The following is a 24,589-nucleotide window of genomic DNA, read 5'->3' as shown; positions in this document are numbered from 1 at the left end:
CCACCCTTCCGTGGACACCGTGCTGCTCGACGCGCTGCCGCGCAACAGCGTCGCCGACCAGGCACGGCGGGCGGCCCGGCTGGCGGCCGAACGCGGAGCGGCCCGCAGCAGCGTGCTCGTCGCGGAGTCGTATCTGCCGGTCGCCGAGGTGCGCGACCGGCTGACCGCCGCCACCCGCGAGCCCGTGGCCGAGGACCGGGCACAGGCCTGGGCGCTGCTGATCGGTAACGCAGGACGTGCGGGAACGTACGAGCTCGCGGACGCGCTCGCCGACATGGAGCGGCTGCGCAACGAACAGGACCCGGTCCGTTCGGCCGCCCTCCACGCGCTGACGGCCGTCCCCGCCGCCCTCTTCACCGACGCAGCGGAACCCTCCCTGGACCGGATCGCGGCCGACGCCGTCGAGGCCCGGGACTCCTCGCACGCCACCAGGCGCGCCCTGAGCACTCTCTCGCTGAGCCTGCTGCGCGAGCACGCCGCGACCGGGCAGCGCGCCCTCGTGAACTGGGCCCTGCGCACCCTGGTCCGGATCTCCGGGAACACCGGCGGAGCGGACCTCGGACGGCTCGACCGCACCCTGCGCCGCGGCCAGGAAGCGGACGTCTTCGAGGCGCTCCGGCCCTGGCTGGAGGCGGGCACGGAAAAGGCCGACTACGGGCTGGTCCTCGCGCTGGCGAGGGCGCTCGGCCGCCGCGCCGCCGGGCTGCCCGAGTTGCAGGAACTCCTGTGGCAGGCCGTGCGCTTCGGGGAGAACAGCACCGCGCGGACCGCGGTCGGACTGTGGCTGGAGCCGGCCGCACACCGCAGCGAGCGCGTGGAACGGCTCCTGGCCGCCGAACCCTCTGCCGGGGCGCTTCCAGAGGTCCTGCGCGTCCTCACCGGTTGCCGCACCGACCTCCTCGACCCGTTTCTCACCGATCCGCCGCCGTACGGCCGGTTCCTGCCGCACGGCACACCCTGGACAGTGGAGCCCGGCGCCGGTGTCCGCCGCTGGGTGCCGCGCCAGCGGCGCGCGGCCCTGCGAGTCCTGGAGCGGGCCGCGGGGGACGCGAAGCTGCCGCTGTACACCCGAGCGGCCGCAATCGGCGCAATGGCCCGCGTCCCGTCGACAGGCGCGGCGGCCGTGCTCGGCTGGACCGGCTCCGACGAGGTCGTGCTCGCGGAGGCCGCCCTCACGGCCTTGGGCGGGACGGACCGGGCGCCTGACGTACTGGCGGGGCTGCTCGCCCACAGCCGGGGTGACCGCGCCAGGGTCGCCCTCTTCGCGGCCGGCCGCGCCTCGCGGAACGTCCGTCCCTCCGTGCTCGCCCCCCTGCTGCGCGAGCGGCTCGCACCGGGCGCCGGCAAGGTGACCGCCCGCAAGGAGGCCGTACGGCTCGCCGCCGTCCGGCTGCCCCGGCCGCAGGCCGCCGCGCTGGTCGCCGAGGCGTACGGGCTGCCCGGCGGGCACCCCGACGTACGGGCCGCCGCCGTGGCCTGCGGTACCGGGCTGCTGGGGGAGGAGCGGATGTGGGACCTGCTCACGGACGCGGCGACCGGCAGCACGGTACTGCGCACCGCCGTACTGCGCGTGCGCCCCATGGATCTGCCCGCGCCGTACCGCCCCCGCTACGCCGGTCTGGTACGGCAGGTGTGCGAGACCGACGACGAAGAGCTTGCGGCGTCGGCCCACGCGGTGGTGGCCCGATGGACGCCGTGGGCGCCGGGCGTCTGTGAGGTGCTGGTGGCGGCGACGACGGATCTCGCACGCCGCCGATCCTGGCGGTCGGCCGGGGACGCGCTGGTGACCGCCGCACCCGCCGCGCCGGATGCGGCCGAGGCGCTCATGCAGGCGCTGCGCACGCTCGCCGACGCCGTGGCCATGGACGACGCCGGCAGTGGGCGCGACCGGCCGGCGCGGCAGCGGGTCGTCCACCTCGTGGACCGGCTGGCCGGGTCGGCGGGGGCGCGTACCGACCAGGCGCTGCGGCCGGTGCTGGGCGCCGCGGGGGAGCTGCTCGCCCGCTTCCGGGACCACGTACCGCAGGCCGCGGAGCTCCTCGTGAGGGCCGTCGATCCGGATGCGGGGCCCGATGCCCTGTACACCGCCCTGGACCGGCTCGCCCGGCTGCACGACGGGCGTCCCGTGCTCGCTGCCCGGACGGCGGGTGTGCTCGGCACGCGGATCGGGGCTCCGCAGGGCGAGGACGGCTCGGGAAGGCGGCTCGCGCTCGTGGCACGCCTTGCCGAGGACGGTGGCCCTGCCCATGGCCTCATGGCCGTGGAGCTCGCCGTGGCGGCCGGACGGCGGACGGGCTGGAGCGGGCCATGGCGTACGCAGCTGAGACTGCTGCGGCGCCACCCGGACGCGGATGTACGCGATGCCGCTTACGCGGAGGTGACGGTGCGCGAATGAGTGTCCCCCCGGGGGACAGCGGAACGCGAACGGGGCGGGCCTCCTCGGCCCGCCCCCGTCGGCGTCGCGTGTGCCGGCGGTCAGGCCTGGGCGCGGGCTGCCACGCGTGCCTTGCGCGCGGCGAGCTTCTCGTCGAACTTCGACGCCTCGCTGTCCAGCCCGTTCATGTACAGGCCGAGTTCCTCCTGCGCCTTGAGACCCTCCGGGCCCAGGCCGTCGATGTCCAGCACCTTCAGGTAGCGCAGCACCGGCTGGATGACGTCGTCGTGGTGGATCCGCATGTTGTAGATCTCGCCGATCGCCATCTGCGCAGCGGCCCGCTCGAACCCGGGCATGCCGTGACCGGGCATCCGGAAGTTCACGACGACATCGCGCACGGACTGCATCGTCAGGTCCGGGGCGAGCTCGAAGGCCGCGCCGAGGAGGTTGCGGTAGAACACCATGTGCAGGTTCTCGTCGGTCGCGATCCGCGCGAGCATCCGGTCGCATACGGGGTCGCCCGACTGGTGCCCGGTGTTGCGGTGGGAGACCCGGGTCGCCAGCTCCTGGAACGCCACGTACGCCACGGAGTGCAGCATCGAGTGGCGGTTGTCGGACTCGAAGCCCTCCGCCATGTGCGCCATCCGGAACTGCTCCAGCTTGTCCGGGTCCACGGCGCGCGAGGTGAGCAGGTAGTCGCGCATCACGATGCCGTGGCGGCCCTCCTCGGCCGTCCAGCGGTGCACCCAGGTGCCCCAGGCGCCGTCGCGGCCGAAGAGCGAGGCGATCTCGTGGTGGTAGCTGGGGAGGTTGTCCTCGGTCAGCAGGTTCACCACCAGGGCGATCTTGCCGATGTCGGTGACCTTGGACTGCTCGGCCTCCCACGCCTGGCCGTCGTCGAAGACGCCGGGGAAGTTCCTGCCGTCCGAGAACGGGACGTACTCGTGGGGCATCCAGTCCTTGGCGACCTTGAGATGGCGGTTGAGTTCCTTCTCCACCACCTCTTCCAGCGCGTACAGCAGTTGGGCGTCGGTCCACGCCTGTGAACTGCCGAGGTGGGGAGAGGTGATCGTCACGGGGGCTCCTGGGGACGGGAGAATTACCTACGGCTTCGTAGGTTACGAGACCGTAGGTTAAAGCGGCAGTAAGGCCTCCGCCAAGCCCATCCGGGCAACAATCGTTCACAGTGCGTTATAAGTGCAGGTCAAGGGTGTATACAGAGGGTCAGGGAGGCGGGAGCGGGGGGCGTGAAAATCCAATAATCGTCCGGGCCGGGCCCTCGGCCGCGACGGGCTCCGCAGGGTCGCCGGTCCCGTTCCAGTGCCTCCTGGCGGCGCGGCCGCGGGGAGAGCCCGGCCGGAGATCGGAACGCTCTTCCTTCTCTCCCGCCGGGCCTCCGGGGGCTCCGAGAGCTGGGGGCCGGCCCACCGGTAGCCCCCGCAGGCCCGTCGCCCTGCGCCCCCGTACGTCACCGCCCGATGCGTACCTCCTCGGCCGTCGTGTCCCGCAGACCGCCGTCGAGAAGCAGCCAGCGCGTGATCCCGATCGATTCGAGGAACGGCACGTCGTGGCTCGCCACGATCAACGCCCCCTCGTACGCATCGAGTGCCGCCGTCAGCCGGCGCACGCTCGCCATGTCCAGACTGTTCGTCGGCTCGTCCAGCATCAGCAGCTGAGGCGCGGGCTCGGCCAGCAACAGCGAGGCCAGAGCCGCGCGGAACCGCTCGCCGCCCGACAGGGTCCCGGCAGGCCGGTCCGCCCGTGCCCCCCTGAACAGGAAGTGAGCCAGTCGCGCCCTGATCCGGTTGTCCGTGGCATCCGGCGCGAACCGCGCCACGTTCTTCACCACGCTCAACCCGTCGTCCAGCACATCCAGCCGCTGGGGCAGGAAGCGCATCGGCAACTGCACCGACGCCTCACCGGACACGGGTGCCAGCTCACCTGCCAGGGTCCGCAGCAGCGTGGTCTTGCCTGCTCCGTTACGTCCCACCAGTGCGATGCGTTCCGGACCGCGCACCTCGAAAGCACCCTGGACCCGCGCTCCGTAGAGCAGTTCCAGATTGTTCAGCATCAGCACGCCCTGGCCGGGATGGACCTTGGTGTGCGGCAGTTCGACCCTGATCTCGGCGTCGTCCCGGACCGCTTCGACGGCTTCGTCTAGGCGTTCCTTGGCCTCGGCCAGCTTCTCCGCGTGCATGATGCGGTGCTTGCCCGCGGATTCCTGGGCGGAGCGCTTGCGGGCACCCATGACGATCTTCGGTTCGCGTTTGCTCTCCTGCATCTTCTGTCCGTAGCGCTTGCGGCGCGCCAGTTTGACCTGCGCCTCGGCGAGTTCGCGCTTCTGGCGGTGCACATCGGCCTCGGCGACCCGGACCATGCGCCCGGCGGCCTCCTGTTCCACGGCGAGTGCCTCCTCGTACGCCGAGAGATTGCCGCCGTACCAGGTGACGGAGGCGTCCCTCAGATCGGCGATCTGGTCGACCCGCTCCAGGAGTTCCCGGTCGTGGCTGACGACGACGAGGACGCCGTTCCATGCGTCGACCGCCGCGTAGAGGCGGCCGCGGGCGTACAGATCGAGGTTGTTCGTCGGTTCGTCCAGCAGCAGTACGTCGGGCCGCGCCAACAGCAGCGCGGCCAGGCGCAGCAGCACGCACTCGCCGCCCGACATCTCACCGATCGTGCGGTCGAGGCCGATGTGACCGAGCCCGAGCTGATCGAGCGTGGCGAGTGCCCGCTCCTCCACATCCCAGTCGTCACCGACCGCGGCGAACCGCTCCTCGCCGACGTCGCCCGCCTCGATGGCGTGCAGCGCCGCACGGGTCCCGGCGATGCCCAGGGCTGCGTCGACGCGCAACGCGGTGTCCAGGACCAGATTCTGCGGCAGGTAGCCGATCTCGCCCGCTGTCCTGACGTGTCCCTCCGCGGGGGTGAGTTCGCCGGCGATCAGCCGCAGCAGCGTCGACTTGCCCGAGCCGTTGAGCCCGATGAGACCGGTACGGCCCGGCCCCACGGTGAGATGGAAGTCGTCGAGGACGGGGCTGCCGTCGGGCCAGGCGAAGGAGAGCGACGAACAGGTGATGTGGGTAAGGGGGGTTGACATGCGGAATCTCCCGGTTGCGAGGAAGGACAGGGGCAACGGGGCGAGACACCGGTCACTGGCTTTCCACGGAAGAAGATCCGGAGGAGATGAGGAAGGCCCTGGTCGCGGAGGACGGCTCGAAGAGCTGAGGTCACACCCGGGCACGCGGACATGTGCAGACATGGCACGGCGTGCGAACGGTGTCTCAAGACCTCAGACGAGCAACGTCCTACTCCTATCGGCGACAACAAGGACAACAACGAAGGTACGGCGGCCCTCGGGACGGGGCAAGTGAATTAACGGCCCCCGCCCGCGGACGCCGTGGGGTGCCCCCGGGAGGACCCGGGGGCCGAGGTCAGCAGGAACCGCCGAGCAGATGCGTCAGGCTCCGGTCCAGATCCAGGAAGCGGTGTTCGTCCCCGGCGGGGACCAGCTCCTGCGCACGCCGCAGGAAGCGGCGCAGCTCGGCCGTGCGCACGTGCACCATGGCGATGCCTTCCGCGGCGTGGAACTCCAGCACCGTACGGTCGTACCCGAAGGGCCTGAGGCGTACGTCCCCGACCCCCGCCGGAGCGTCCATCCCCGCCTCCAGCAGCTCTCGGGAGAACTCCCAGGACACCTCGGTCCCCTCAAGCGTCGCGGGCGCGGGGAACGCCATGCGTACGGCGAAGGGGTCCGTGCGGTCGTAACTCAGGACTGCGGGAAGCGTCTCCATCTGCGGGGCGGATGCGACCATGCGTGCCTTCACGGACTGCTCGATAACGGTGGACAAGACCTGCTCCCTCTCGCGACCGGATGAACGGTTCCCGGCACCTGGAGCGTTCGGCATCAGGGGGTGGCGTCGCCCACCGCCCCATTGCCGGACGCGCCTGTACAGACGACAGAAACCGTCGATCCGTGCACCGGAGCACGGCGTGAGCTGCGTCACCGCACACCGTTGCCCTTCACGCGTGCCCAATCCGCGGCGATGCACCCTGGACGGGGCCTGGCCCGTGAGTTAGCTTCCAGCGCCATGAAGGCCATGGGGAAGACGCGACGACTGATGTCACTGGGACTGTGCGGGGCGGCGCTGGCCGCCGCACTGGCCGCACCTGCGGCCCAGGCGATGCCCGGCGAACGGCACGAGCCGGCCTGGACGCCCACCGACACGGGGACCGGCGCCCGCTTCCGCGGCCTCGCGGCCGTCAGCGGCCGTACGGCCTGGCTCGCGGGCTCGAAGGGCACCGTGCTGCGCACCACCGACGGCGGCCGGCACTGGCGTGACGTCTCGCCGTCCGGCGCGGCGGACGCAGGGCTGGAGTTCCGCGACATCGAGGCCTTCGACGCCCGCCGGGCGGTGGCCCTGGCCATCGGCGAGGGCGAGGCCTCGCGGGTGTTGCGTACGGAGGACGGCGGGGCCACCTGGACCGAGTCCTTCCGCAACGCCGACGCACGCGCCTTCTACGACTGCCTCACGTTCTTCGACAGCCGCCACGGCCTCGCCATGAGTGACCCCGTGGACGGGAGGTTCCGCATCCTGTCCACGCATGACGGCGGCCGCAGCTGGAACGTGCTGCCGAGCGCCGGAATGCCCCAGGCGCTGGCAGGGGAGGCGGGGTTCGCGGCCAGTGGACAGTGCCTGGTCAGCGCCGGTCCGAAGGATGTCTGGCTGGCGACCGGCGGAGCGGCCACCGCCCGGGTCCTGCACTCCGGCGACCGCGGACTGACGTGGTCCGCGACCGCGTCGCCGATCCCGGCCGGTGACCCGGCCAGGGGCGTCTTCGGCCTCGCCTTCCGGGACCGCACCCACGGCATCGCGGTGGGCGGGGACTACCGCGCCGACCAGCTGTCTCCCAGCGCATCGGCCGTCACCTCCGACGCCGGCCGCGGCTGGCAGCCGTCCCGGACGCCGCCCACGGCCTACCGCTCGGGTGTCGCCTGGCTGCCGCACAGCCGGAGGGCCGCACTGGCGGTCGGCCCGACCGGCACCGACCTCACCACGGACGGCGGCCGCACCTGGCGCACCGTCGACGCCGGGTCGTACGACACGGTCGACTGCACCGCGGACGGGAGCTGCTGGGCAGCCGGTGAGAAGGGGCGGGCGGCACGCGCGTCCGTCCGCTGAGGGGCAGCGGGGGCCTTCGCCCGGATCGGTCCGTCAGCCCGGCGCGATCCTGACGCAAGGCCCTAAAGCTGCTGGCGGTACGGCGCGAGCGCGTCCGACGTCTTCGTCGCGATGAACTCCGTGATCCGGTACGCGCAGACGCCCTCCACGACGAAGGGGTCAAGGGCCGCGAGCCGCTCGATCGCGGCCCGGTCGTCCCCGACCGCGAGAATCACCCCGCCGTCGCGGGGGTTCTTCCGGCCCGAGGCGATGAAGACCCCGGCGGCGTAGTGGGCGTCGAGCCAGGCGACGTGATCCTTCATCACGGCGTCGACGCGGTCCAGCGGGGCGGTGTAGGACAGCTCGAGTATGAACACGATCGCAAGGCTACGACACGGCCTAAACTGAGCGTCATCATGACGATACTCCGGATGCCCGCCGACGAGGCCGAGGCCCGCATCCTCCAGGACGCGCTGCGCGCCCGCGTGGTGCTCGACGAGCCGGGGCCGCCGCCGGGCTCCGGTCGGGTGACGGGCGTCGACGTCGCCTACGACGACGAGCGCGATGTCGTCGTGGCGGCGGCCGTCGTGCTCGACGCGGCCACGCTGGAGGTGGTGGCCGAGTCCACCGCCGTCGGACGGGTCACCTTCCCCTACATCCCCGGACTCCTCGCCTTCCGCGAGATACCCACCGTGCTGGCCGCCCTGGAGTCCCTGCCCGTTGACCCGGGCCTCGTCGTCTGCGACGGCTACGGACGGGCGCATCCGCGCCGCTTCGGCCTCGCCAGCCATCTGGGCGTACTCACCGGGCTTCCGGTCATCGGCGTCGCGAAGAACCCGTTCACCTTCTCGTACGAACAGCCCGGACCCCGCCGAGGCGACCGCTCGCCGCTGGTCGACGGGGACGAAGTGGTGGGGCAGGCGTTGCGCACCCAGGACGGTACGAAACCGGTGTACGTCTCCGTCGGGCACCGCTCCGGCCTGGACAACGCCTGCGCGCACACGCTGCTGCTGGCCCGGGACTTCCGTCAGCCCGAGACCACCCGCAGAGCGGATGCGCTGTGCAGGCGGGCGCTACGTGAGGCCACAGGCTGAGTCCGGTGTGTACCCGGTGCCGGGCGTCTGAGTACGCGTACGGATAGCGCCCGCCGATCATGGTCGGCACTCTGGACACATGAACGCATCTCGCTCAACCGCTCGAACCGCACCCCTCCACCCCGCTCAGCGCCGAGTGGCGGTGGGCATGCTGATGGGGGGTGCGGCCGGCTTCGTCTGGGCCGGGGCGATGCTCTACACCCTGGCCTCCTGGATCTTCTGAGCTCCTGACGCCCGGCGGCGCGTCAGCGCACGGCCGCCACCCGGAAGCGCAGACCCGCCCCGCGCAGACGCTCAAGCAGCGCGTCACCCATGGCGACGGCCGTCGTGACCTGCCCCGAGGTCGCCGGGAGTTCGTCCAGCGCCAGGCACAGCGCCGCCTCCGCCAGCATCTTCGCCGTCTCGTCGTAGCCCGGATCGCCACCCGACACCTCGGTGAAGACCCGGCGGCCACCCCCCTCGCCGACGAACCGGACCGTGAACCAGCTCCGCCGGCGACGTTCCTCGTCCGGGCCGGACCCGGGCTCGTAGCGATCCATCAGCCAGGTCCGTACCGGCGGCAGTTGAGCCGCGCCGAGCAGGACGCCCAGCGCCGCCGTGCCCCCCAGGGCCACCGGCAGATGCTTGACCGAGGCGTAGTGCCGGTAGCGGAAGTCGGGGCCGTAGCGGGGGAGAGCCCGGGCGGAGCGCTCCACGATCTGTGCGTCGAGCGTCGGCAGCGGGAGCGCCCAGGTGCCGGTCTCCGTGCTGAAGCGCGGCCCGCCGAGCGGGGCGCGGGCGCGGCGGGCGACCAGGCGCGGCTCGTGCAGCCGGCGTTCCCTGGCGGCGCGCAGCGTCTGCGGGCCACGGCCCATCGCGGTGAGCGCGGAGGCGAACGTACCGCCCGAGAAGACGGCGTTGGAGCGGACGAATCCGTCGATGCGGAGCGGGACGTCCTCGGGCATCTGCCGGACCGTGAAGTACACCCCCAGATCGTGCGGGACGGAGTCGAAACCGCAGGCGTGCACGATGCGGGCCCCGGTCTCGCGCGCCCGGGCGTCGTGCTCCAGATACATCCGGTCGGCGAACTCCGGCTCGCCCGAGAGGTCGGTGTAGTCCGTGCCCGCCTCGGCGCAGGCGGCGACCAGCTTCTCCCCGTACCAGACGTACGGCCCCACGGTCGTCGCCACCACATGGGCGGACTCTGCCAGGTCGCGCAGCGCGTCCGCGTCCTCGGCGTCGGCGTGCAGCAGCGGCAGGTCCGCGCAGTGCGGGTAGCGCGCGGTGAGGCGGTTGCGCAGCTGTTCCAGCTTGGCGCGACTGCGGCCGGCCAGAGCCCAGCGGCAGTCCTCCGGGGCATGGGCCGCCAGATATCCGGCGGTGAGCTCACCCACGAAGCCGGTGGCGCCGAAGAGGACTACGTCATAGGGGCGTGGTGCCCCGTTCTGCCTGTTCATGAGTGCCTCCGCAGGGGGCCGGCGCCGATGTAGCAGGCAGAGGGTAGCGGAGCCGGACGTGGCGCTGTGCGGTCGGGGAGGCTTCGTGAGGGAGGATCCCTGGAGAAGAACTAAGCGCTTGCTCGCTCCTAGGGGTTGTGCGGAGCGCGGAGCATTCTTAGCATCATCGGTGTTACATCAGTTGTGTCATACCGCTGGGGGCTCGATGGCAACGACGGAGAACGGCGGCTCGCACGGTCGGCGTGGACCGCTGGCCGGTGTGCGCGTGGTCGAGCTGGCGGGCATCGGGCCCGGCCCGTTCGCCGCGATGCTCCTGGCCGATCTGGGCGCCGACGTGGTGCGCGTCGACCGGCCCGGCGGCGCCGGTCTCGGCATCGATCCGGCCCGCGACCTCACCAACCGCAACAAGCGCTCCGTCCTCGTCGACCTCAAGGCCGCCGACGGGCCGGCCACCGTCCTGGACCTGGTGGAGCGGGCGGACGTCCTGATCGAGGGGTACCGCCCCGGTGTCGCCGAACGCCTGGGCGTCGGCCCGGACGCCTGCCTGACCCGCAACCCGCAGCTCGTCTACGGACGGATGACGGGCTGGGGCCAGGACGGCCCGCTCGCCGAACGGGCCGGGCACGACATCGCCTACATCGCCGTCACCGGCGCCCTCTCCATGATCGGCAAGCCCGGGGAGCCGCCCGTCGTCCCGGCCAACCTGCTCGGCGACTATGCCGGCGGCTCGCTCTACCTCGTCGTGGGCGTCCTGGCCGCCCTCCAGCACGCCCGGACCCCCGGCGGCAGCGGACAGGTCGTCGACGCGGCGATCGTCGACGGCACCACGCACCTCACCATGATGATCCACGGCATGCTGCAGGCGGGCGGCTGGCAGGACCGGCGCGGCTCCAACCTCCTGGACGGCGGCTGCCCGTTCTACGGTTCGTACGAGACGTCCGACGGCGAGTACATGGCGGTCGGCCCGCTGGAGAAGCGCTTCTACACGGAGTTCACCGAACTGCTCGGCATCGGGGAGACGGCCCCCGACCGGGGCGACCTCGACCGGTGGGAGGAGCTGCGAACCCTCGTCGCCGCCCGGTTCCGTACCCGTACCCGCGCCGAGTGGACCGAGGTGTTCGACGGCTCGGACGCCTGCGTGGCCCCCGTTCTCTCCCTTCGCGAGGCACCCCACCACCCGCACCTCGCCGCCCGCTCCACCTTCGTCGAACACGGCGGACACACCCAGCCCGCGCCCGCGCCCCGGTTTTCGGCCACGCCCTCCTCGGTGCACAGCGGACCGGCGCAGCCGGGCGCGGACACCGAGGCCGTCGCCGCCGACTGGGGTGTGCCGGCCCTGCGGACCACCCGGAAGGAAGCGACCGACTGATGCAGCGGCAGATCTTCACCGAGGAGCACGACGCGTTCCGGGAGACGGTGCGCACCTTCCTGTCCAAGGAGGTCCTCCCGCACTACGAGCAGTGGGAGAAGGACGGCATCGTCTCGCGCGAGGCCTGGCGCGCCGCCGGGCGGCAGGGGCTGCTCGGCCTCGCCGTACCCGAGGAGTACGGGGGCGGCGGGAACACGGACTTCCGGTACAGCGCCGTCCTCGCCGAGGAGTTCACCCGCGCCGGCGCCCCGGGCCTCGCGCTCGGCCTGCACAACGACATCATCGGCCCCTACCTGACCGGCCTCGCCACCGAGGAGCAGAAGCGGCGCTGGCTGCCCGGCTTCTGCAGCGGCGAGATCATCACCGCCGTCGCGATGACCGAACCCGGCGCCGGCTCCGACCTCCAGGGCATCCGCACCACCGCAGAGGACCGGGGCGACCACTGGCTCCTCAACGGCTCCAAGACGTTCATCTCCAACGGCATCCTCGCCGACCTCGTGGTCGTCGTCGCGAAGACCACTCCGGAGGGCGGTGCGAAGGGCCTCTCGCTCATCGTCGTCGAGCGCGGCGCGGAGGGCTTCGAGCGCGGCCGCAACCTCGACAAGATCGGCCAGAAGTCCCAGGACACCGCCGAACTGTTCTTCAACGACGTGCGCGTGCCCAAGGAGAACCTCCTGGGCGAGCTCGACGGCGCCTTCATCCACCTGATGACCAACCTGGCCCAGGAGCGGATGGGCATAGCAGTCGCCGGGATCGCCGCCGCCGAGCACCTCCTGGAGATCACCACCACGTACGTCAAGGAGCGCGAGGCCTTCGGACGTCCGCTCTCCAAGCTCCAGCACATCCGCTTCGAGATCGCGGAGATGGCCACCGAGTGTGCGGTCACCCGGGCCTTCCTCGACCGGTGCATCGTCGACCACTCGGAGGGGACGCTCGACGCCGTGCACGCCTCCATGGCCAAGTGGTGGGCGACGGAACTGCAGAAGCGAGTCGCCGACCGGTGCCTCCAACTGCACGGCGGATACGGCTACATGGCGGAATACCCGGTGGCCAGGGCGTTCACCGACGGCCGTATCCAGACCATCTACGGCGGAACGACCGAGATCATGAAGGAGATCATCGGCCGCTCGCTGCTCGCCTGACCCGGCCCCCGCCACCCTGTTGCGCAACCACCCTCGAAAGGCAGCTGTCTTGAGTACCGAAGCTTTCGTCTACGACGCGATCCGCACCCCGCGCGGCCGCGGCAAGGCCAACGGGGCCCTGCACGGCACGAAGCCGATCGACCTCGTTGTCGGTCTGATCCACGAACTCCGTGACCGCTTCCCGGGCCTGGACCCGGCGGCCGTCGACGACATCGTCCTCGGCGTGGTCAGCCCGCTCGGCGACCAGGGCTCCGACATCGCGCGCATCGCCGCGATCGCGGCCGGCCTCCCCGACACCGTCGCGGGCGTCCAGGAGAACCGCTTCTGTGCCTCGGGCCTGGAGGCCGTCAACCTGGCCGCGGCCAAGGTCCGTTCGGGCTGGGAGGACCTCATCCTCGCGGGCGGCGTCGAGTCGATGTCCCGCGTCCCGATGGGCTCCGACGGCGGTGCCTGGGCGATGGACCCCATGACGAACTACGAGACCGGGTTCGCGCCGCAGGGCATCGGCGCCGACCTCATCGCGACCATCGAGGGCTTCTCGCGCCGCGACGTCGACGAGTTCGCCGCGCTGTCGCAGGAGCGGGCCGCCGAGGCGTGGAAGGACAACCGCTTCGCTCGTTCCGTCGTGCCCGTCAAGGACCGCAACGGTCTCGTCGTCCTCGACCACGACGAGCACATGCGCCCCGGCACCACCGCCGACTCGCTCGCCTCGCTCAAGCCGTCGTTCGCGGCGATCGGCGAGATGGGCGGCTTCGACGCGGTGGCGCTGCAGAAGTACCACTGGGTGGAGAAGATCGACCACGTCCACCACGCGGGCAATTCCTCCGGCATCGTCGACGGGGCCGCCCTCGTCGCGATCGGCTCCAAGGAGATCGGCGAGCGCTACGGACTCACCCCGCGCGCCCGGATCGTCTCCGCCGCCGTCTCCGGATCCGAGCCCACCATCATGCTCACCGGCCCCGCGCCCGCCACCCGCAAGGCGCTCGCCAAGGCCGGACTGACCATCGACGACATCGACCTCGTCGAGATCAACGAGGCCTTCGCCGGCGTCGTCCTGCGCTTCGCCCGCGACATGGGGCTCTCCCTCGACAAGATCAACGTCAACGGCGGCGCCATCGCGCTCGGCCACCCGCTCGGCGCCACCGGCGCGATGATCCTGGGCACCCTCATCGACGAACTGGAGCGCCAGGACAAGCGCTACGGCCTCGCCACCCTGTGCGTCGGAGGCGGTATGGGCATCGCCACCGTCATCGAGCGTCTCTGACCGTTCCCCTTCCTACGGAGAAGACAAGCAATGACCGAGAGCACGACCATTCGCTGGGAACAGGACGAGACCGGCGTCGTCACCCTCGTACTCGACGACCCCAACCAGTCCGCCAACACGATGAACCAGGCCTTCCGGGACTCCATCGAGGCAGTCGCCGACCGGGCCGAGGCCGAGAAGGACTCCATCCGGGGCATCATCTACGCGTCCGCCAAGAAGACCTTCTTCGCGGGCGGCGACCTCAAGGACATGATCAGGATCGGTCCCGAGAACGCGCAGGCCGCGTTCGACGCCGGCACCGCGATCAAGAGGTCGCTGCGCCGCATCGAGACCCTCGGCAAGCCCGTCGTCGCCGCCATCAACGGGGCCGCCCTCGGCGGCGGTTACGAGATCGCGCTCGCCGCCCACCACCGCGTCGCCCTCGACGCCCCCGGCTCCCGCATCGGCCTGCCCGAGGTCACCCTCGGCCTGCTGCCCGCCGGGGGTGGCGTCACCCGCACCGTACGCCTGATGGGCATCGCCGACGCGCTGCTCAAGGTGCTGCTCCAGGGCACCCAGTACACCCCGGCGCGCGCCCTGGAGAACGGCCTGATCCACGAGGTCGCCGCGACCCGCGAGGAGATGCTGGAGAAGGCCCGGGCCTTCATCGACGCCAACCCCGAGTCGCAGCAGCCGTGGGACGTCAAGGGCTACCGGATCCCCGGTGGCACCCCGTCGAACCCCAAGTTCGCCGCCAACCTGCCGGCCTTCCCGTCCAACCTGAAGAAGCAGCTCGCCGGCGCGCCCATGCCCGCGCCGCGCAACATCCTGGCCGCGGCAGTCGAGGGCTCTCAGGTCGACTTTGAGACCGCGCTCACGATCGAGGCCCGCTACTTCACCGAGCTGGTCACCGGCCAGGTCTCGAAGAACATGATCCAGGCGTTCTTCTTCGACCTCCAGGCCGTCAACTCCGGCGCCAGCCGCCCCAAGGGCATCGAGGAGCGCCCTGTCCGCAAGGTGGCCGTCCTCGGCGCCGGCATGATGGGCGCGGGCATCGCCTACTCCTGCGCCCGGGCCGGCATCGAGGTCGTCCTCAAGGACGTCTCCACGGAGGCCGCGGCCAAGGGCAAGGCGTACAGCGAGAAGCTGCTCGACAAGGCGCTCTCCCGGGGCCGTACGACCGAGGCCCAGCGCGACGAGCTGCTGGCCCGCATCACCCCGACCGGCGACCCGGCCGACCTGGCCGGCTGCGACGCCGTCATCGAGGCCGTGTTCGAGGACACCGGGCTCAAGCACAAGGTGTTCCAGGAGATCCAGGACATCATCGAGCCGGACGCCCTGCTCTGCTCCAACACCTCCACGCTGCCCATCACGGTCCTGGCCGAAGGGGTTTCGCGCCCCGTCGACTTCATCGGGCTGCACTTCTTCTCGCCCGTCGACAAGATGCCGCTCGTCGAGATCATCAAGGGCGAGAAGACCGGTGACGAGGCCCTGGCCCGTGCCTTCGACCTGGTCCGCCGGATCAAGAAGACACCGATCGTCGTCAACGACTCGCGCGGCTTCTTCACCTCGCGCGTCATCGGACAGTTCATCAACGAGGGTGTCGCCATGGTCGGCGAAGGCGTCGAGCCGGCGTCCGTCGAGCAGGCCGCCGCCCAGGCGGGCTACCCGGCCAAGGTGCTCTCGCTGATGGACGAGCTGACGCTCACCCTGCCCCGCAAGATCCGCAACGAGACCAGGCGCGCCGTCGAGGAGGCGGGCGGCAGCTGGGCCGGTCACCCCTCGGACGCGGTCATCGACCGGATGGTCGACGAGTTCGGCCGCCCCGGCCGCAGTGGCGGCGCGGGCTTCTACGAGTACGACGAGAGCGGCAAGCGCACCCGCCTGTGGCCCGGACTGCGCGAGCACTTCGTGAAGCCGGACGCCGACATCTCCTTCACCGACATGCAGGAGCGGATGCTCTTCTCGGAGGCCCTGGACAGTGTCCGCTGCCTGGAGGAGAACGTCCTGATCACCGTCGCCGACGCCAACATCGGCTCCATCATGGGCATCGGCTTCCCGGCATGGACCGGCGGCGTGCTCCAGTACATCAACGGCTACGAGGGCGGCCTCCCCGGCTTCGTGGCCCGCGCCCGGGAACTCGCCGAACGGTACGGGGACCGGTTCCTGCCGCCCGCACTGCTCGTGGCCAAGGCGGAGAAGGGCGAGACGTTCCACGACTGACGACGCCGCGACGGGCCGCACCCCGGTGCGGCCCGTCAGGGCGCTACTCGGCCGCGAAGGCGGCCCGCACCTCCTCCTTGAGGGAGCGCTGGAACGCGGTCACCAGAGCCTGCAGCACGAGCGGCTGCATGTGCGCGGACAAGGACTTCATCGCCTTCACGTGCTCGGGGTCCGACTCCCGCTCCCGGTACGGACCCCACACCTCGTCCCGGAAGAGCCGGGTCAGCTCGTGCGCGGCCGAGCGGGTGTGCTCCAGCAGGACCGTACGGGCGGCGAGGATCGTCTCGTGCGCGATGGGTACGTCGAGCAGCTCCACGCCGAGCCGCAGCAGGCCCGGATCCAGCCGGAACACGCCGTCCCCCGGATCGGCCCGCTCCAGTACCCCCATCGCGGCCAGCCGTTCGATGTCCTGCGGGCCCAGCACTCGCCCTGCGCGCCGTTCCAGTTCCTCGCGGGTCGCGTCCTCCGCCGAGTCGGGCGCCCACGAAGCCACCAGAGCCCGGTGGATCGCGAGGTCGTGGGCGCTCAGGTCGGGCGGCAGCTGCTCCAGATACCGTTCGATCGCGGCAAGCGTCATGCCCTGGTGCTGGAGCTCCTCGATGAGCGCCAGCCGGGAGAGGTGGCCGTGCCCGTAGTGCCCTACCCGGCGCGGCCCGATGACCGGGGGCGGAAGCAGACCCCGGGTGCTGTAGAAGCGCACCGTGCGCACGGTCACCCCGGCGCGTGCCGCCAGTTCGTCGACGGTGAGCTTCGGCTCCTCGCCCTCGGTCGCCATGTGTGCTCCTCGTGTCCGCCCGCGGGTGGGCCGCCGGGTGCGTGCGCCTCACTCCGGTGCAACAGTATTGCTGTCTCACCAATGATGTGAAAGAGCCCGGCTGTCAGTGGGCACGCTTAGCCTGCTGCCATGTCCGAGATCACTTACGTAAAGGGCGACGCGACCGCTCCCCAGGGCAAGGGCGTCAAGCTGATCGTCCATGTCTGCAACGACCTCGGTGGCTGGGGCAAGGGATTCGTCCTGGCCCTGTCGCGCCGCTGGCGCGAACCGGAGGCGGCCTACCGCCGATGGCACCGGGAGCGCGCGGGCAACGACTTCGGCCTAGGCGCAGCGCAGTTCGTGCAGGTGAGCCCGTACATCTGGGTGGTGAACACCGTGGGCCAGCGAGGTATGGGCACGGGCAGCAACGGGGTCCCGGTGCGCTACGAGGCGATCGACGCGGCGCTGGGGACGGTGGCCGGGAGAGCGGCCGAGCTGGGCGCCTCGGTCCACATGCCGCGGATCGGCTGCGGGCTGGCGGGCGGGAAGTGGTCCCGGATGGAGCCGCTGATCGAGAAGCGACTGGTGAGCCGGGGCATTTCGGTGACGGTGTACGACTTCGGCCACTGAGGGCTGTCCCGCAATTCCTGGCGGGCGCACGACGACAGCTACGGCACCTCGCCGCGTTGTCGAAACGCCCGAGTGCATCCAGTATGCGGGCGCCTCTCCGCCTTGCGATGCACCGCATCCGACGCCGCACGCTGATCCACCAGGAATTGCGGGACAGCCCTCAGGGTCCGTACGGCCTTGCGCAGAGGAGCCGGCACGGGAGCACGGCGCACCTGCCGGCAGGGCGCCCACCGGACACCGGCGGAGCCCTGTCGGCCTTGTTACAGAGATACGGGGTGAGTCGCTTCGTATCGACTCCTATGGTGGGGTGGACGCGGCGGAACGGGGAGGACCCATGACGGTACCGAGCACCGACGGGACACGGCTGGCCGTGGCGCTCGGCGCGACGCCGCCCTCCGATGCGCTCAGTGAGCAGATCCTGGACGCCGCACGCGAGCAGTTCATGACCTTCGGGCTGCGACGCTCCACCGTGGACGACGTCGCCAAGCGTGCCAGGGTCTCCCGGGTGACCGTGTACCGGCGGATCGGGAACAAGGACAGCCTCGTCTCAGCCTGTCTGCTGCGCGAATACCGCCGCTTCCTGGTGGAGGTGGACGACGCCGTGGCCGCGCTGCCGACGATGGAGGACCGGCTCGTCGAGGGGTTCGCCGCCGTCCTCCGTCACATCCGGGAGCATCCGCTCATCGGCGGTCTGCTGAGGCTGGAGCCCGAGACCATGCTGCCGTTCCTGACACTGGAGAGCGGACCGGCGTTGCTCGCCATCCGTGACTACCTGGCCGACCGGCTGCGCGAGGCCCGGCGTGCGGAGGGCCGGCCGGCGGCCGATGCGACCCCGGTCGCCGAACTGATGGTGCGGATCACCGTCTCCTTCCTCCTCAACCCCGTCAGCTGTTTCGAGCTCGACGACGAGAACCAGGTGCGGGAGTTCGCCCGCTGCTATCTGGTGCCGCTGCTGGCTGCCGGCTAGAACCGCCGGCCGCCCCGTCGGCTTCGTCGGGCAGGGGTTCCAGGGGGCGGTTGCGGGCCCAGTGCGGCCCGAGGTCGTCGAGCCGCCAGCCGAAGGGGTAGGAACGGGGCTGTGGGCGCGAGGGGAACCGCCGCGGCCTGGCCGGCAGCCTGCGCACGCACCGCGCGCGCAGGCGCAGGGCCGCCGAAGCCGACGCCTGCGCCCATCGCGGCTGCGGCCGGAAACCCAATGCCCTCAGCAGCGGATCGTCCAGCAGAGCGAGCGAGAATCTCGCCACCAGAGGACGTAACGGACGCGGGTACCAGCTGGCCATGACGCGGAAGGTGGCGTTCGCGACCCGCCGGTTGGCCGGGTCGTACGCGAACATCCGCTCCTCGTAGGAGTCGAGGAGCCGCTCGAACCCCGCGTACGTGTCGGGGGCCCCTTCGATCCCCATGACCGCCGCCATCTTGCGGCCGGTCTCCACGAGCGCCTGGACCTCCTGGGCGCACAGCGGGCGCCAGCCGAACCGGTCGATCCAGCGCTTGGGCCCCACGACCGTGGTCGCGAGGACGTAGCGGAAGTCCTCGTTCGGGATGCTGTACTTGCCGTGGATCCGGTTGAGATGCCGTGCTGCCGCCCTTCCGCGCTCCGAGTCGAAGCCGTCGGCGGCCATCTCGTATCCGATCAGCACCGTGTCGTCATACCGCTTCTGCCCGGCCCGTTCGAACTCCTGGGTGCGATCGAGGAGAACGGAGATCCGGGGGACGCCGTAGTCACGGAGGAAGGCGACGCTCACCCCCTGCCGGTAGTCCCACGGGAACTCGTACTGAGAGATCAGCCGAAGGATCTCGGCGTAGTCGCGCGCCGGATCCATCCGGCGTATCTCGTGCAGGCGGCTGTATCGGCCCATGGTGTGCCCTCCTGTCCGTGTACCGACTCCCTGCGGGGCCCCTGTTGCGGGTTGTCGCTGTCCGATGTGTCAACTCGGCGTTGTCACAAGGAATGTGACGGACCATCCGGTCCGGGAGTCAAAGTTACAAATACTATTGACTTGTTTCATCGGCCCCGTCAACACCTCCGGTGGCAGGGCGCTCCGCGGGGTCGCTGCGCATGACGCCCGCCGCGCTCGCATACTGGATCACGCAGGGGGCCTGTGCCGAGTCGTGGCGCCGTCGACCGTCGGGAGCACCGCATGAGCAGCGAGACAGCCGGTGCCGCCGAGCCCGTCCCGCCCCCGCCCGGCGGCGTGCTGTGGAGCCTGGCCGGTGATGTCCGGGCCCTGCTGATGCTGCCGGCTGCCCTCACTCTCCAGGTCGCCCATCCCGCGGTCGGGGCGGGCGTCGATGAGCACTCGGTCTTCCGTACCGACCCGTGGGGTCGCGGGGAGCGTTCCCTGAGCTCGCTCCAGCTCTGGGTGTACGGGGGAGAGGAAGCCGCCGAGGAGGGGCGCCGGCTCCGCCGGCTGCACCGCACCATCCAGGGCACCGACACCCGCGGACGCCCCTATCACGCCCTGTCGCCGGACAACTACGCCTGGGTGCACGCGACGGGCTTCCCGGTGTACCGGCACGGGGCGCACTACCTCATCCGCCCGCTCGGCCCGGAGCAGGAACGGGCGCTGTACCGGGAATGGCTCCAGGTCGGCCGGGTGCTCGGGATCCGCGACCGTGACATGCCGGCGACGATCGAGGAGTTCTGGCCCTACTACCGCGGCATGCTCGCCGAACAGGTCGAACGGACCGCCGTCGTCGAGGAACTCGTCTCCACGGGCACCCCGGTGCCGCCCCCCGACCGGGGCCCGCTCCTCCTCCGGCTGCTGCTGAGGGTCGCGTGGCCGGTGCTGCTACCGCCTCTGGCCCGCTTCCGCAGCTTCCTCACCGTCGGGCTCATGCCGCCGGACGCGCGCGAGGCGATCGGACTGGAGTGGACGGGGGCGCAGGAGCGCAGGCTGCGGCGGTTCTGTGCCGTCGTGCGACTGGTCGTGCCGGTGCTGCCGGAACGGCTGCGGTACCTTCCGCGGGCGCGACGGGCGCGGGCGGCTCACGGGCGGGCCCGCCGCGCCCGCTGACCGTGCTCACTGCCGCCGGCCACCGCGTCGGGGTCACGCCGAGGCGCGGCGGACCAGCTCGGTCGGCGTGATCACCGAACCGGGCCCCGAGACACCGTCGTTGAGCCGTTCCATCAGGAGTCGTACCATCAACCGGCCCATTCCCACCACATCCTGACGGATCGTCGTCAGCGGCGGATCGGTCGCCTCGGCGACCGACTCCATGTCGTCGAACCCGACCAGGGCCACATCGTGGGGAACCCGGCGGCCGTGCTCGCGCAGCACCCGCAGGGCGCCGGACGCCATCAGGTCGTTGGCGGCGAAGACCGCGTCCAGGTCGGGCCGTCGCTCCAGCAACTCCGCCATCGCCCGCGCGCCGCCCTCGGGGGTGAAGTCGCCGTCCGCGATCAGGGCGGGATCGCCGTCGGGCAGCACGTCGGCGTAGCCGTCGATCCGGTCGAGCGCCGATGTCTGGTCGCGTGGGCCCGCGATGTGGGCGATGTTCCGGCGGCCGAGTGAGACCAGGTGGCGCACGGCCTCGCGGGCGCCGCCCCGGTTGTCGCAGTCCACATAGGGGACCGCGAGCTCGCAGGCCGCGCCCGGCCGTCCCGGGCGGCCGCCGTAGACGGTCGGCACCCGGAACCTTCGGATGACCGCAGGCAGTTGGTCGCCGGTGTGCAGCGAGAAGGCGAGCACTCCGTCGACATGCCCGCCGGCCAGATAGCGGGTGACGCGCTCGAAGTCCCCGCTGCCCTCCACCAGGAGCAGGACCAGTTGGGCGTCGTGGACGCCGAGTTCACGGCTGATGCCGCGGATGTGCTGGGAGAAGAAGGGGTCGGAGAAGATCCGGGCCTCGGGTTCGTCGATGATCACGGCGACTGCCCCGTTGCGCCGGGTCACCAGAGTCCGGGCGGCGTGGTTCGGGATGTAGCCGAGCTCCTCCACCGCCTTGCGGACCTGGTCCACGAGCGCCTGCCGTACCCCCGCACCGCCCCTCACCACCCGCGAGGCGGTCGCCCGGGAGACTCCGGCGCGGGCCGCCACTGCCTCCAGCGTGGGGCGCGCGTCGTGCGGGGCGTCGGAGGTCGGACCGGGCAAGAGAGGCTCCTCGGGGCGCGGAGTGGGTGCGAAGAGCGGCCGGGCCCGGCCGATCAGCGCGAACCTGGTCAGCCTAAGGGCCAAGGCCGTGAAGTTAAGGCTTGGTCGTTGGCGTCAAGATCTTGATGTTGAGGGTGGCTGTGTAGGTGCGCCGGTCGACTCTGAGGCTTTTGTATGCGTATCGGGATAGGGGTCGTTTCACCGCTCGGGGGCTGACGCGGAGGCGGCGGGCGGGCATGAGGTGGTCCAGGACGGCTCGGCCGATCGTTCCGGCGAGGTCGATGACGGAGTCGGCGATGATGCCTGCGGCTCGGACGATCTGATCGCGGGCGCATCGTAGTGCGACGCTGAAACTTCCCCGGTCGGGGTCTGCTCCGGGTGTGGTCCCGGTGGCGTCGGCGATCGCGATCCGCAGGGCCTGGTATGCGCTCAGGAGGGCATAGACCTCTTGGGTGATGCCTGCCCAGGTCTGAGAGCGCAGGACTCGTCGGCCCAGCATCGACTTCTTGATCGCGAAGTAGGCGGATTCCACTTCCCATCGCTCGTGATAGAGGCTGACCAGGTTGGATGCCGGGTATCGGTGGTGGTCGAGGAGGTTGGTGGCCAGCCGGTAGAGGCCGGTCGTGCGGCCCTGGCTGGTAATGATGGTGATCTCGCACTCGATGATGCGGACTTCGAGACCGCCGAAGCGGGAGAGGTGGGAGCCGTCGTCGAAGCGGGCCAGGACCGGGGGCTTGCGGGCGGCCGAGATACGGGCCAGGAAGGCGGCCTCGGTGCCGGCGACGGCGGTCAGGAACGGATTGCCGGAGAAGCCCCGGTCGAGAAGGACGATCATTCCCGCGTGCAGGGAGCGGGCCAGTTGCTTGGCGTAGGCGCTCTCGCCGCTGGAGCGGGGGCCGAAGGCAGCGTCCAGGACCGCGCGGGTGCCGCAGGCCACCAGCGCGGTCAGGCAGATCTGCGGGTAGCCGGAGGTCCCGTACTGGTTGGTGATCCCGCCCAGACGGGCCCGGTGCAGTGGGCTGTCGGGGACGTCGAGGCAGGTGCCGTCGATCGCGACGGTCAGCAGGCCCTTGAAATGGGCGCCGGTGGTACGGATCGCTGTCGCGGGCCCGCGCAACAGGTCGAACAGGGCCTGCATGGGACGCGCCCCCAGGCGGGTCCGGGCGTTCCAGAGCGCTGTGCCGGTGACCTTCGCGACCGGTATCGCCTCCAGCGAGGCGGTGAGCTTGCGCCAGACTGCCAGGTAGCCGCAGTCGTCGAAAAGGGCCGCGGCCAGCAGCAGGTAGACCACCACCCGGGCAGGAATCTTCCGCAGCCGCTGCTGGACCGCACCCGTTTCGACAAGGGCCGCATCGACCATCTCGAACGGGACGATCCGGGTGAGTTCCCCCAGATGCCCAGGAGCGAACAAGCCCTTGGCTACCGTGATTTCACGCGTGATGACACACTGATCGGACAGCGGAGCCTCCGGTGCTGTGAACGGCTGTCTTGGTCGACTGCCAGTTCTACCGGGGCTCCGCTTCTCACGTCCCGGATCGCACCAGATCAGACCCCACACGTTGGCGTCCCCCGAGCCCTAACTTCACGGCCTTGGCCTAAGGGCTGTCCCGTACGGATCAGGCCTGTCGCTCGGTCACCGAGGGGGGTACCTTCCGCCCATGCCGATACGTGTGCGGGGCGCCCATCCGGTGAACGGCCCCCGCGGCCGGTCCGGGAGCGCTGCGCACTCCGGCCGGCCCACCATCCGAAACCTCACCCTGATCGCCGTCGCCGCCGCACTCGCGGTCCCGCTGGTCACCCCGAACTCCGAGGCGGCGGGAACCCCGCCCCGTACGGGCTTCGAGGTCACCCACGGTGCACGGTGGACGCGTGTGGACGAGGAGAGGTCCCTGCTCGACGCCGTCGAACGCGACAGCGACCGGGTCTCCGTGGACCGGATCGGCATCACGCGGCAGGGACGCCCCCTGCGCCTCGTCCGGATCGGCGGCGGCCGCACACCGGGGCTCACCCTGCTGCTGGTGTGCAGCCAGCACGGCGACGAACCCGCCGGCCGCGAGGCGTGCCTGACGGTGATCCGCGACCTCGCCTACGCCACGGACCCGGCGACCCACGCCCTCCTTTCCCGCACCGAGATCCTCCTCCTGCCGACCGCCAACCCCGACGGCCTGGCCGCCGGAACCCGGGGCAACGCGGACGGTCTGGACATCAACCGCGACCACCTCGCCCTGCGGACCGCCGAGGCCCGTGCCCTCGCCGCGGTCATCAGGGACCGGACCCCCGATGTCATCGCCGACCTCCACGAGTACGGTGCCGCCTCGCCCTCCTACGACAAGGACCTCTACGCCCTCTGGCCCCGGAACCTCAACACCGACGACCGGGTGCACGCGGAGTCCGAGCGTCTGGTCGAACACTTCGTGCGGCCTGCCGCGCTGGACGCCGGGTTCACCAGCGGTCGTTACGGGGTCCGGACCGACCCGGCGACCGGCAGTCCGATCGAACAGACCGCGGGCGACGGACAGGAACGCATCCTGCGCAACACCGCAGCCCTAGACCACGCCATCGGCCTGCTCGTCGAATCCCGCACCGACGCGCTCTCCGACGCCGAGCGGACCGACCCCGGCCTGGGGCACCGGCGTCGCGTGCGATCCCAACGGGCCGGGATCGACGCGCTCTTCGCCTACGCGGAGGACGAGCGCGACCGCATCCTCGCCGCCACCGCCCGTTCGCGCGCGGCCGGGTACGCCGACCGGGGGCCGGTGTATCTCGGGGGAGCTGACAACGAGGCGGCGGAGCCCGGTGAGATCCTCTTCGACCCGCCCTGCGGCTACCGGCTCACGGCGGACCGCTATGCCGACGTGCGGGACGAACTGGCCCTGCACGGCGTCACGTCCCGGCCCGACGGTGACGGTGTGTACGTGCCCCTGCGACAGCCGGCCCGGAGGCTGATCCCGCTGCTCCTGGACGGAAGGGCGACATATCGCCTCACAAGCGGTCAACCCGATACCGCTTGTTGATCCCGGGAGAAGCACACCGTGTGTGGTACTGCCTACGGAGAGCGAAAAATTCAG

At 71.1% G+C, this 24,589-nt stretch carries 21 protein-coding genes; 12 read left to right on the top strand and 9 right to left on the bottom strand.

Going from position 1 to position 24,589, the window contains the following annotated elements; genetic code table 11:
* Positions 1 to 10: 10 nt before the first annotated feature.
* Complete coding sequence (locus tag OG538_RS03375) at positions 11 to 2,395, top strand: hypothetical protein (protein WP_406089958.1); 2,385 nt, start codon at positions 11 to 13, stop codon at positions 2,393 to 2,395.
* An 80-nt stretch (positions 2,396 to 2,475) separates the two neighbouring features.
* Here OG538_RS03375 and OG538_RS03370 read toward each other — a convergent pair whose 3' ends face one another.
* From OG538_RS03370 to OG538_RS03360, 3 genes are all read right to left on the bottom strand, one after another.
* Positions 2,476 to 3,450 carry an acyl-ACP desaturase gene (locus tag OG538_RS03370; RefSeq protein WP_406089956.1) on the bottom strand — a complete coding sequence of 325 codons (975 nt, stop codon included), beginning with the start codon at positions 3,448 to 3,450 and terminating at the stop codon, positions 2,476 to 2,478.
* A gap of 392 nt (positions 3,451 to 3,842) precedes the next feature.
* Positions 3,843 to 5,474, bottom strand: a complete 1,632-nt coding sequence (locus tag OG538_RS03365; RefSeq protein ID WP_406089954.1) for an ABC-F family ATP-binding cassette domain-containing protein — start codon at positions 5,472 to 5,474, stop codon at positions 3,843 to 3,845.
* A 334-nt stretch (positions 5,475 to 5,808) separates the two neighbouring features.
* Positions 5,809 to 6,225 (bottom strand): SsgA family sporulation/cell division regulator, encoded by a 417-nt coding sequence (locus tag OG538_RS03360; RefSeq protein ID WP_406089953.1) that lies wholly within the window; start codon positions 6,223 to 6,225, stop codon positions 5,809 to 5,811.
* A 240-nt stretch (positions 6,226 to 6,465) separates the two neighbouring features.
* On the opposite strand from OG538_RS03360, the gene OG538_RS03355 reads away from it, so the two are divergent.
* Entirely contained in the window at positions 6,466 to 7,557 is a 1,092-nt protein-coding gene (locus OG538_RS03355; protein WP_406089951.1) for a WD40/YVTN/BNR-like repeat-containing protein, read from the top strand.
* Positions 7,558 to 7,619: 62 nt separating this feature from the next.
* On the opposite strand, the gene OG538_RS03350 is transcribed toward OG538_RS03355, so the two are convergent.
* The gene (locus tag OG538_RS03350) at positions 7,620 to 7,913 is read right to left on the bottom strand and encodes a YciI family protein (RefSeq protein WP_406089949.1); all 294 of its coding nucleotides are present in this window, start codon (positions 7,911 to 7,913) and stop codon (positions 7,620 to 7,622) included.
* Positions 7,914 to 7,952: 39 nt separating this feature from the next.
* Between OG538_RS03350 and OG538_RS03345 the strand changes: the two genes are divergently transcribed.
* A complete protein-coding gene (locus OG538_RS03345) occupies positions 7,953 to 8,630 on the top strand; it encodes an endonuclease V (RefSeq protein ID WP_406089947.1) in 678 nt (225 codons plus the stop codon).
* Positions 8,631 to 8,709: 79 nt separating this feature from the next.
* Entirely contained in the window at positions 8,710 to 8,853 is a 144-nt protein-coding gene (gene mmpA / locus OG538_RS03340; RefSeq protein ID WP_406089945.1) for a morphogenic membrane protein MmpA, read from the top strand.
* Positions 8,854 to 8,875: 22 nt separating this feature from the next.
* Here the strand turns inward: mmpA and OG538_RS03335 are convergent, their stop codons facing one another.
* Positions 8,876 to 10,066 carry a saccharopine dehydrogenase family protein gene (locus OG538_RS03335; protein ID WP_406089943.1) on the bottom strand — a complete coding sequence of 397 codons (1,191 nt, stop codon included), beginning with the start codon at positions 10,064 to 10,066 and terminating at the stop codon, positions 8,876 to 8,878.
* A gap of 205 nt (positions 10,067 to 10,271) precedes the next feature.
* Here OG538_RS03335 and OG538_RS03330 point away from each other — a divergent pair, with 205 nt between their 5' ends.
* From OG538_RS03330 to OG538_RS03315, 4 genes are read left to right on the top strand one after another with little or no spacing between them, the layout of a single operon-like run.
* Positions 10,272 to 11,435 (top strand): CaiB/BaiF CoA transferase family protein, encoded by a 1,164-nt coding sequence (locus OG538_RS03330; protein WP_406089941.1) that lies wholly within the window; start codon positions 10,272 to 10,274, stop codon positions 11,433 to 11,435.
* Entirely contained in the window at positions 11,435 to 12,577 is a 1,143-nt protein-coding gene (locus OG538_RS03325) for an acyl-CoA dehydrogenase family protein (RefSeq protein ID WP_406089939.1), read from the top strand. The genes OG538_RS03330 and OG538_RS03325 overlap by 1 nt, the downstream gene beginning before the upstream one ends.
* 49 nt (positions 12,578 to 12,626) lie before the next feature.
* Positions 12,627 to 13,841, top strand: coding sequence for an acetyl-CoA C-acetyltransferase (locus OG538_RS03320; RefSeq protein ID WP_406089937.1), 1,215 nt, complete (start codon positions 12,627 to 12,629; stop codon positions 13,839 to 13,841).
* A 30-nt stretch (positions 13,842 to 13,871) separates the two neighbouring features.
* Positions 13,872 to 16,043 (top strand): 3-hydroxyacyl-CoA dehydrogenase NAD-binding domain-containing protein, encoded by a 2,172-nt coding sequence (locus tag OG538_RS03315; RefSeq protein WP_406089935.1) that lies wholly within the window; start codon positions 13,872 to 13,874, stop codon positions 16,041 to 16,043.
* A 43-nt stretch (positions 16,044 to 16,086) separates the two neighbouring features.
* On the opposite strand, the gene OG538_RS03310 is transcribed toward OG538_RS03315, so the two are convergent.
* Positions 16,087 to 16,818: a MerR family transcriptional regulator gene (locus OG538_RS03310; protein ID WP_406089933.1), complete on the bottom strand. Its 732-nt coding sequence runs from the start codon at positions 16,816 to 16,818 to the stop codon at positions 16,087 to 16,089.
* Positions 16,819 to 16,947: 129 nt separating this feature from the next.
* On the opposite strand from OG538_RS03310, the gene OG538_RS03305 reads away from it, so the two are divergent.
* Complete coding sequence (locus OG538_RS03305) at positions 16,948 to 17,427, top strand: macro domain-containing protein (protein WP_406089931.1); 480 nt, start codon at positions 16,948 to 16,950, stop codon at positions 17,425 to 17,427.
* A gap of 334 nt (positions 17,428 to 17,761) precedes the next feature.
* Entirely contained in the window at positions 17,762 to 18,394 is a 633-nt protein-coding gene (locus tag OG538_RS03300) for a TetR/AcrR family transcriptional regulator (RefSeq protein WP_406089929.1), read from the top strand.
* On the opposite strand, the gene OG538_RS03295 is transcribed toward OG538_RS03300, so the two are convergent.
* Complete coding sequence (locus tag OG538_RS03295) at positions 18,312 to 19,286, bottom strand: oxygenase MpaB family protein (RefSeq protein WP_406089927.1); 975 nt, start codon at positions 19,284 to 19,286, stop codon at positions 18,312 to 18,314. The two genes, OG538_RS03300 and OG538_RS03295, sit on opposite strands and share 83 nt — an antisense overlap.
* Before the next feature lie 282 nt (positions 19,287 to 19,568).
* Here OG538_RS03295 and OG538_RS03290 point away from each other — a divergent pair, with 282 nt between their 5' ends.
* Complete coding sequence (locus OG538_RS03290) at positions 19,569 to 20,444, top strand: oxygenase MpaB family protein (RefSeq protein WP_406089925.1); 876 nt, start codon at positions 19,569 to 19,571, stop codon at positions 20,442 to 20,444.
* Positions 20,445 to 20,477: 33 nt separating this feature from the next.
* On the opposite strand, the gene OG538_RS03285 is transcribed toward OG538_RS03290, so the two are convergent.
* Together OG538_RS03285 and OG538_RS03280 are read right to left on the bottom strand one after the other, a co-directional pair.
* Positions 20,478 to 21,521 (bottom strand): LacI family DNA-binding transcriptional regulator, encoded by a 1,044-nt coding sequence (locus OG538_RS03285; protein WP_406089923.1) that lies wholly within the window; start codon positions 21,519 to 21,521, stop codon positions 20,478 to 20,480.
* A 94-nt stretch (positions 21,522 to 21,615) separates the two neighbouring features.
* Positions 21,616 to 22,932 (bottom strand): IS4 family transposase, encoded by a 1,317-nt coding sequence (locus tag OG538_RS03280; protein WP_406089271.1) that lies wholly within the window; start codon positions 22,930 to 22,932, stop codon positions 21,616 to 21,618.
* A 247-nt stretch (positions 22,933 to 23,179) separates the two neighbouring features.
* On the opposite strand from OG538_RS03280, the gene OG538_RS03275 reads away from it, so the two are divergent.
* Positions 23,180 to 24,535, top strand: coding sequence for a M14 family metallocarboxypeptidase (locus OG538_RS03275; protein WP_406089921.1), 1,356 nt, complete (start codon positions 23,180 to 23,182; stop codon positions 24,533 to 24,535).
* Positions 24,536 to 24,589: the final 54 nt, after the last annotated feature.

Origin of the sequence: Streptomyces sp. NBC_01013 (assembly GCF_045162765.1) — a bacterium.
GTDB lineage: Bacteria > Actinomycetota > Actinomycetes > Streptomycetales > Streptomycetaceae > Streptomyces.
This window is presented reverse-complemented; position numbering and strand designations above follow the sequence as displayed.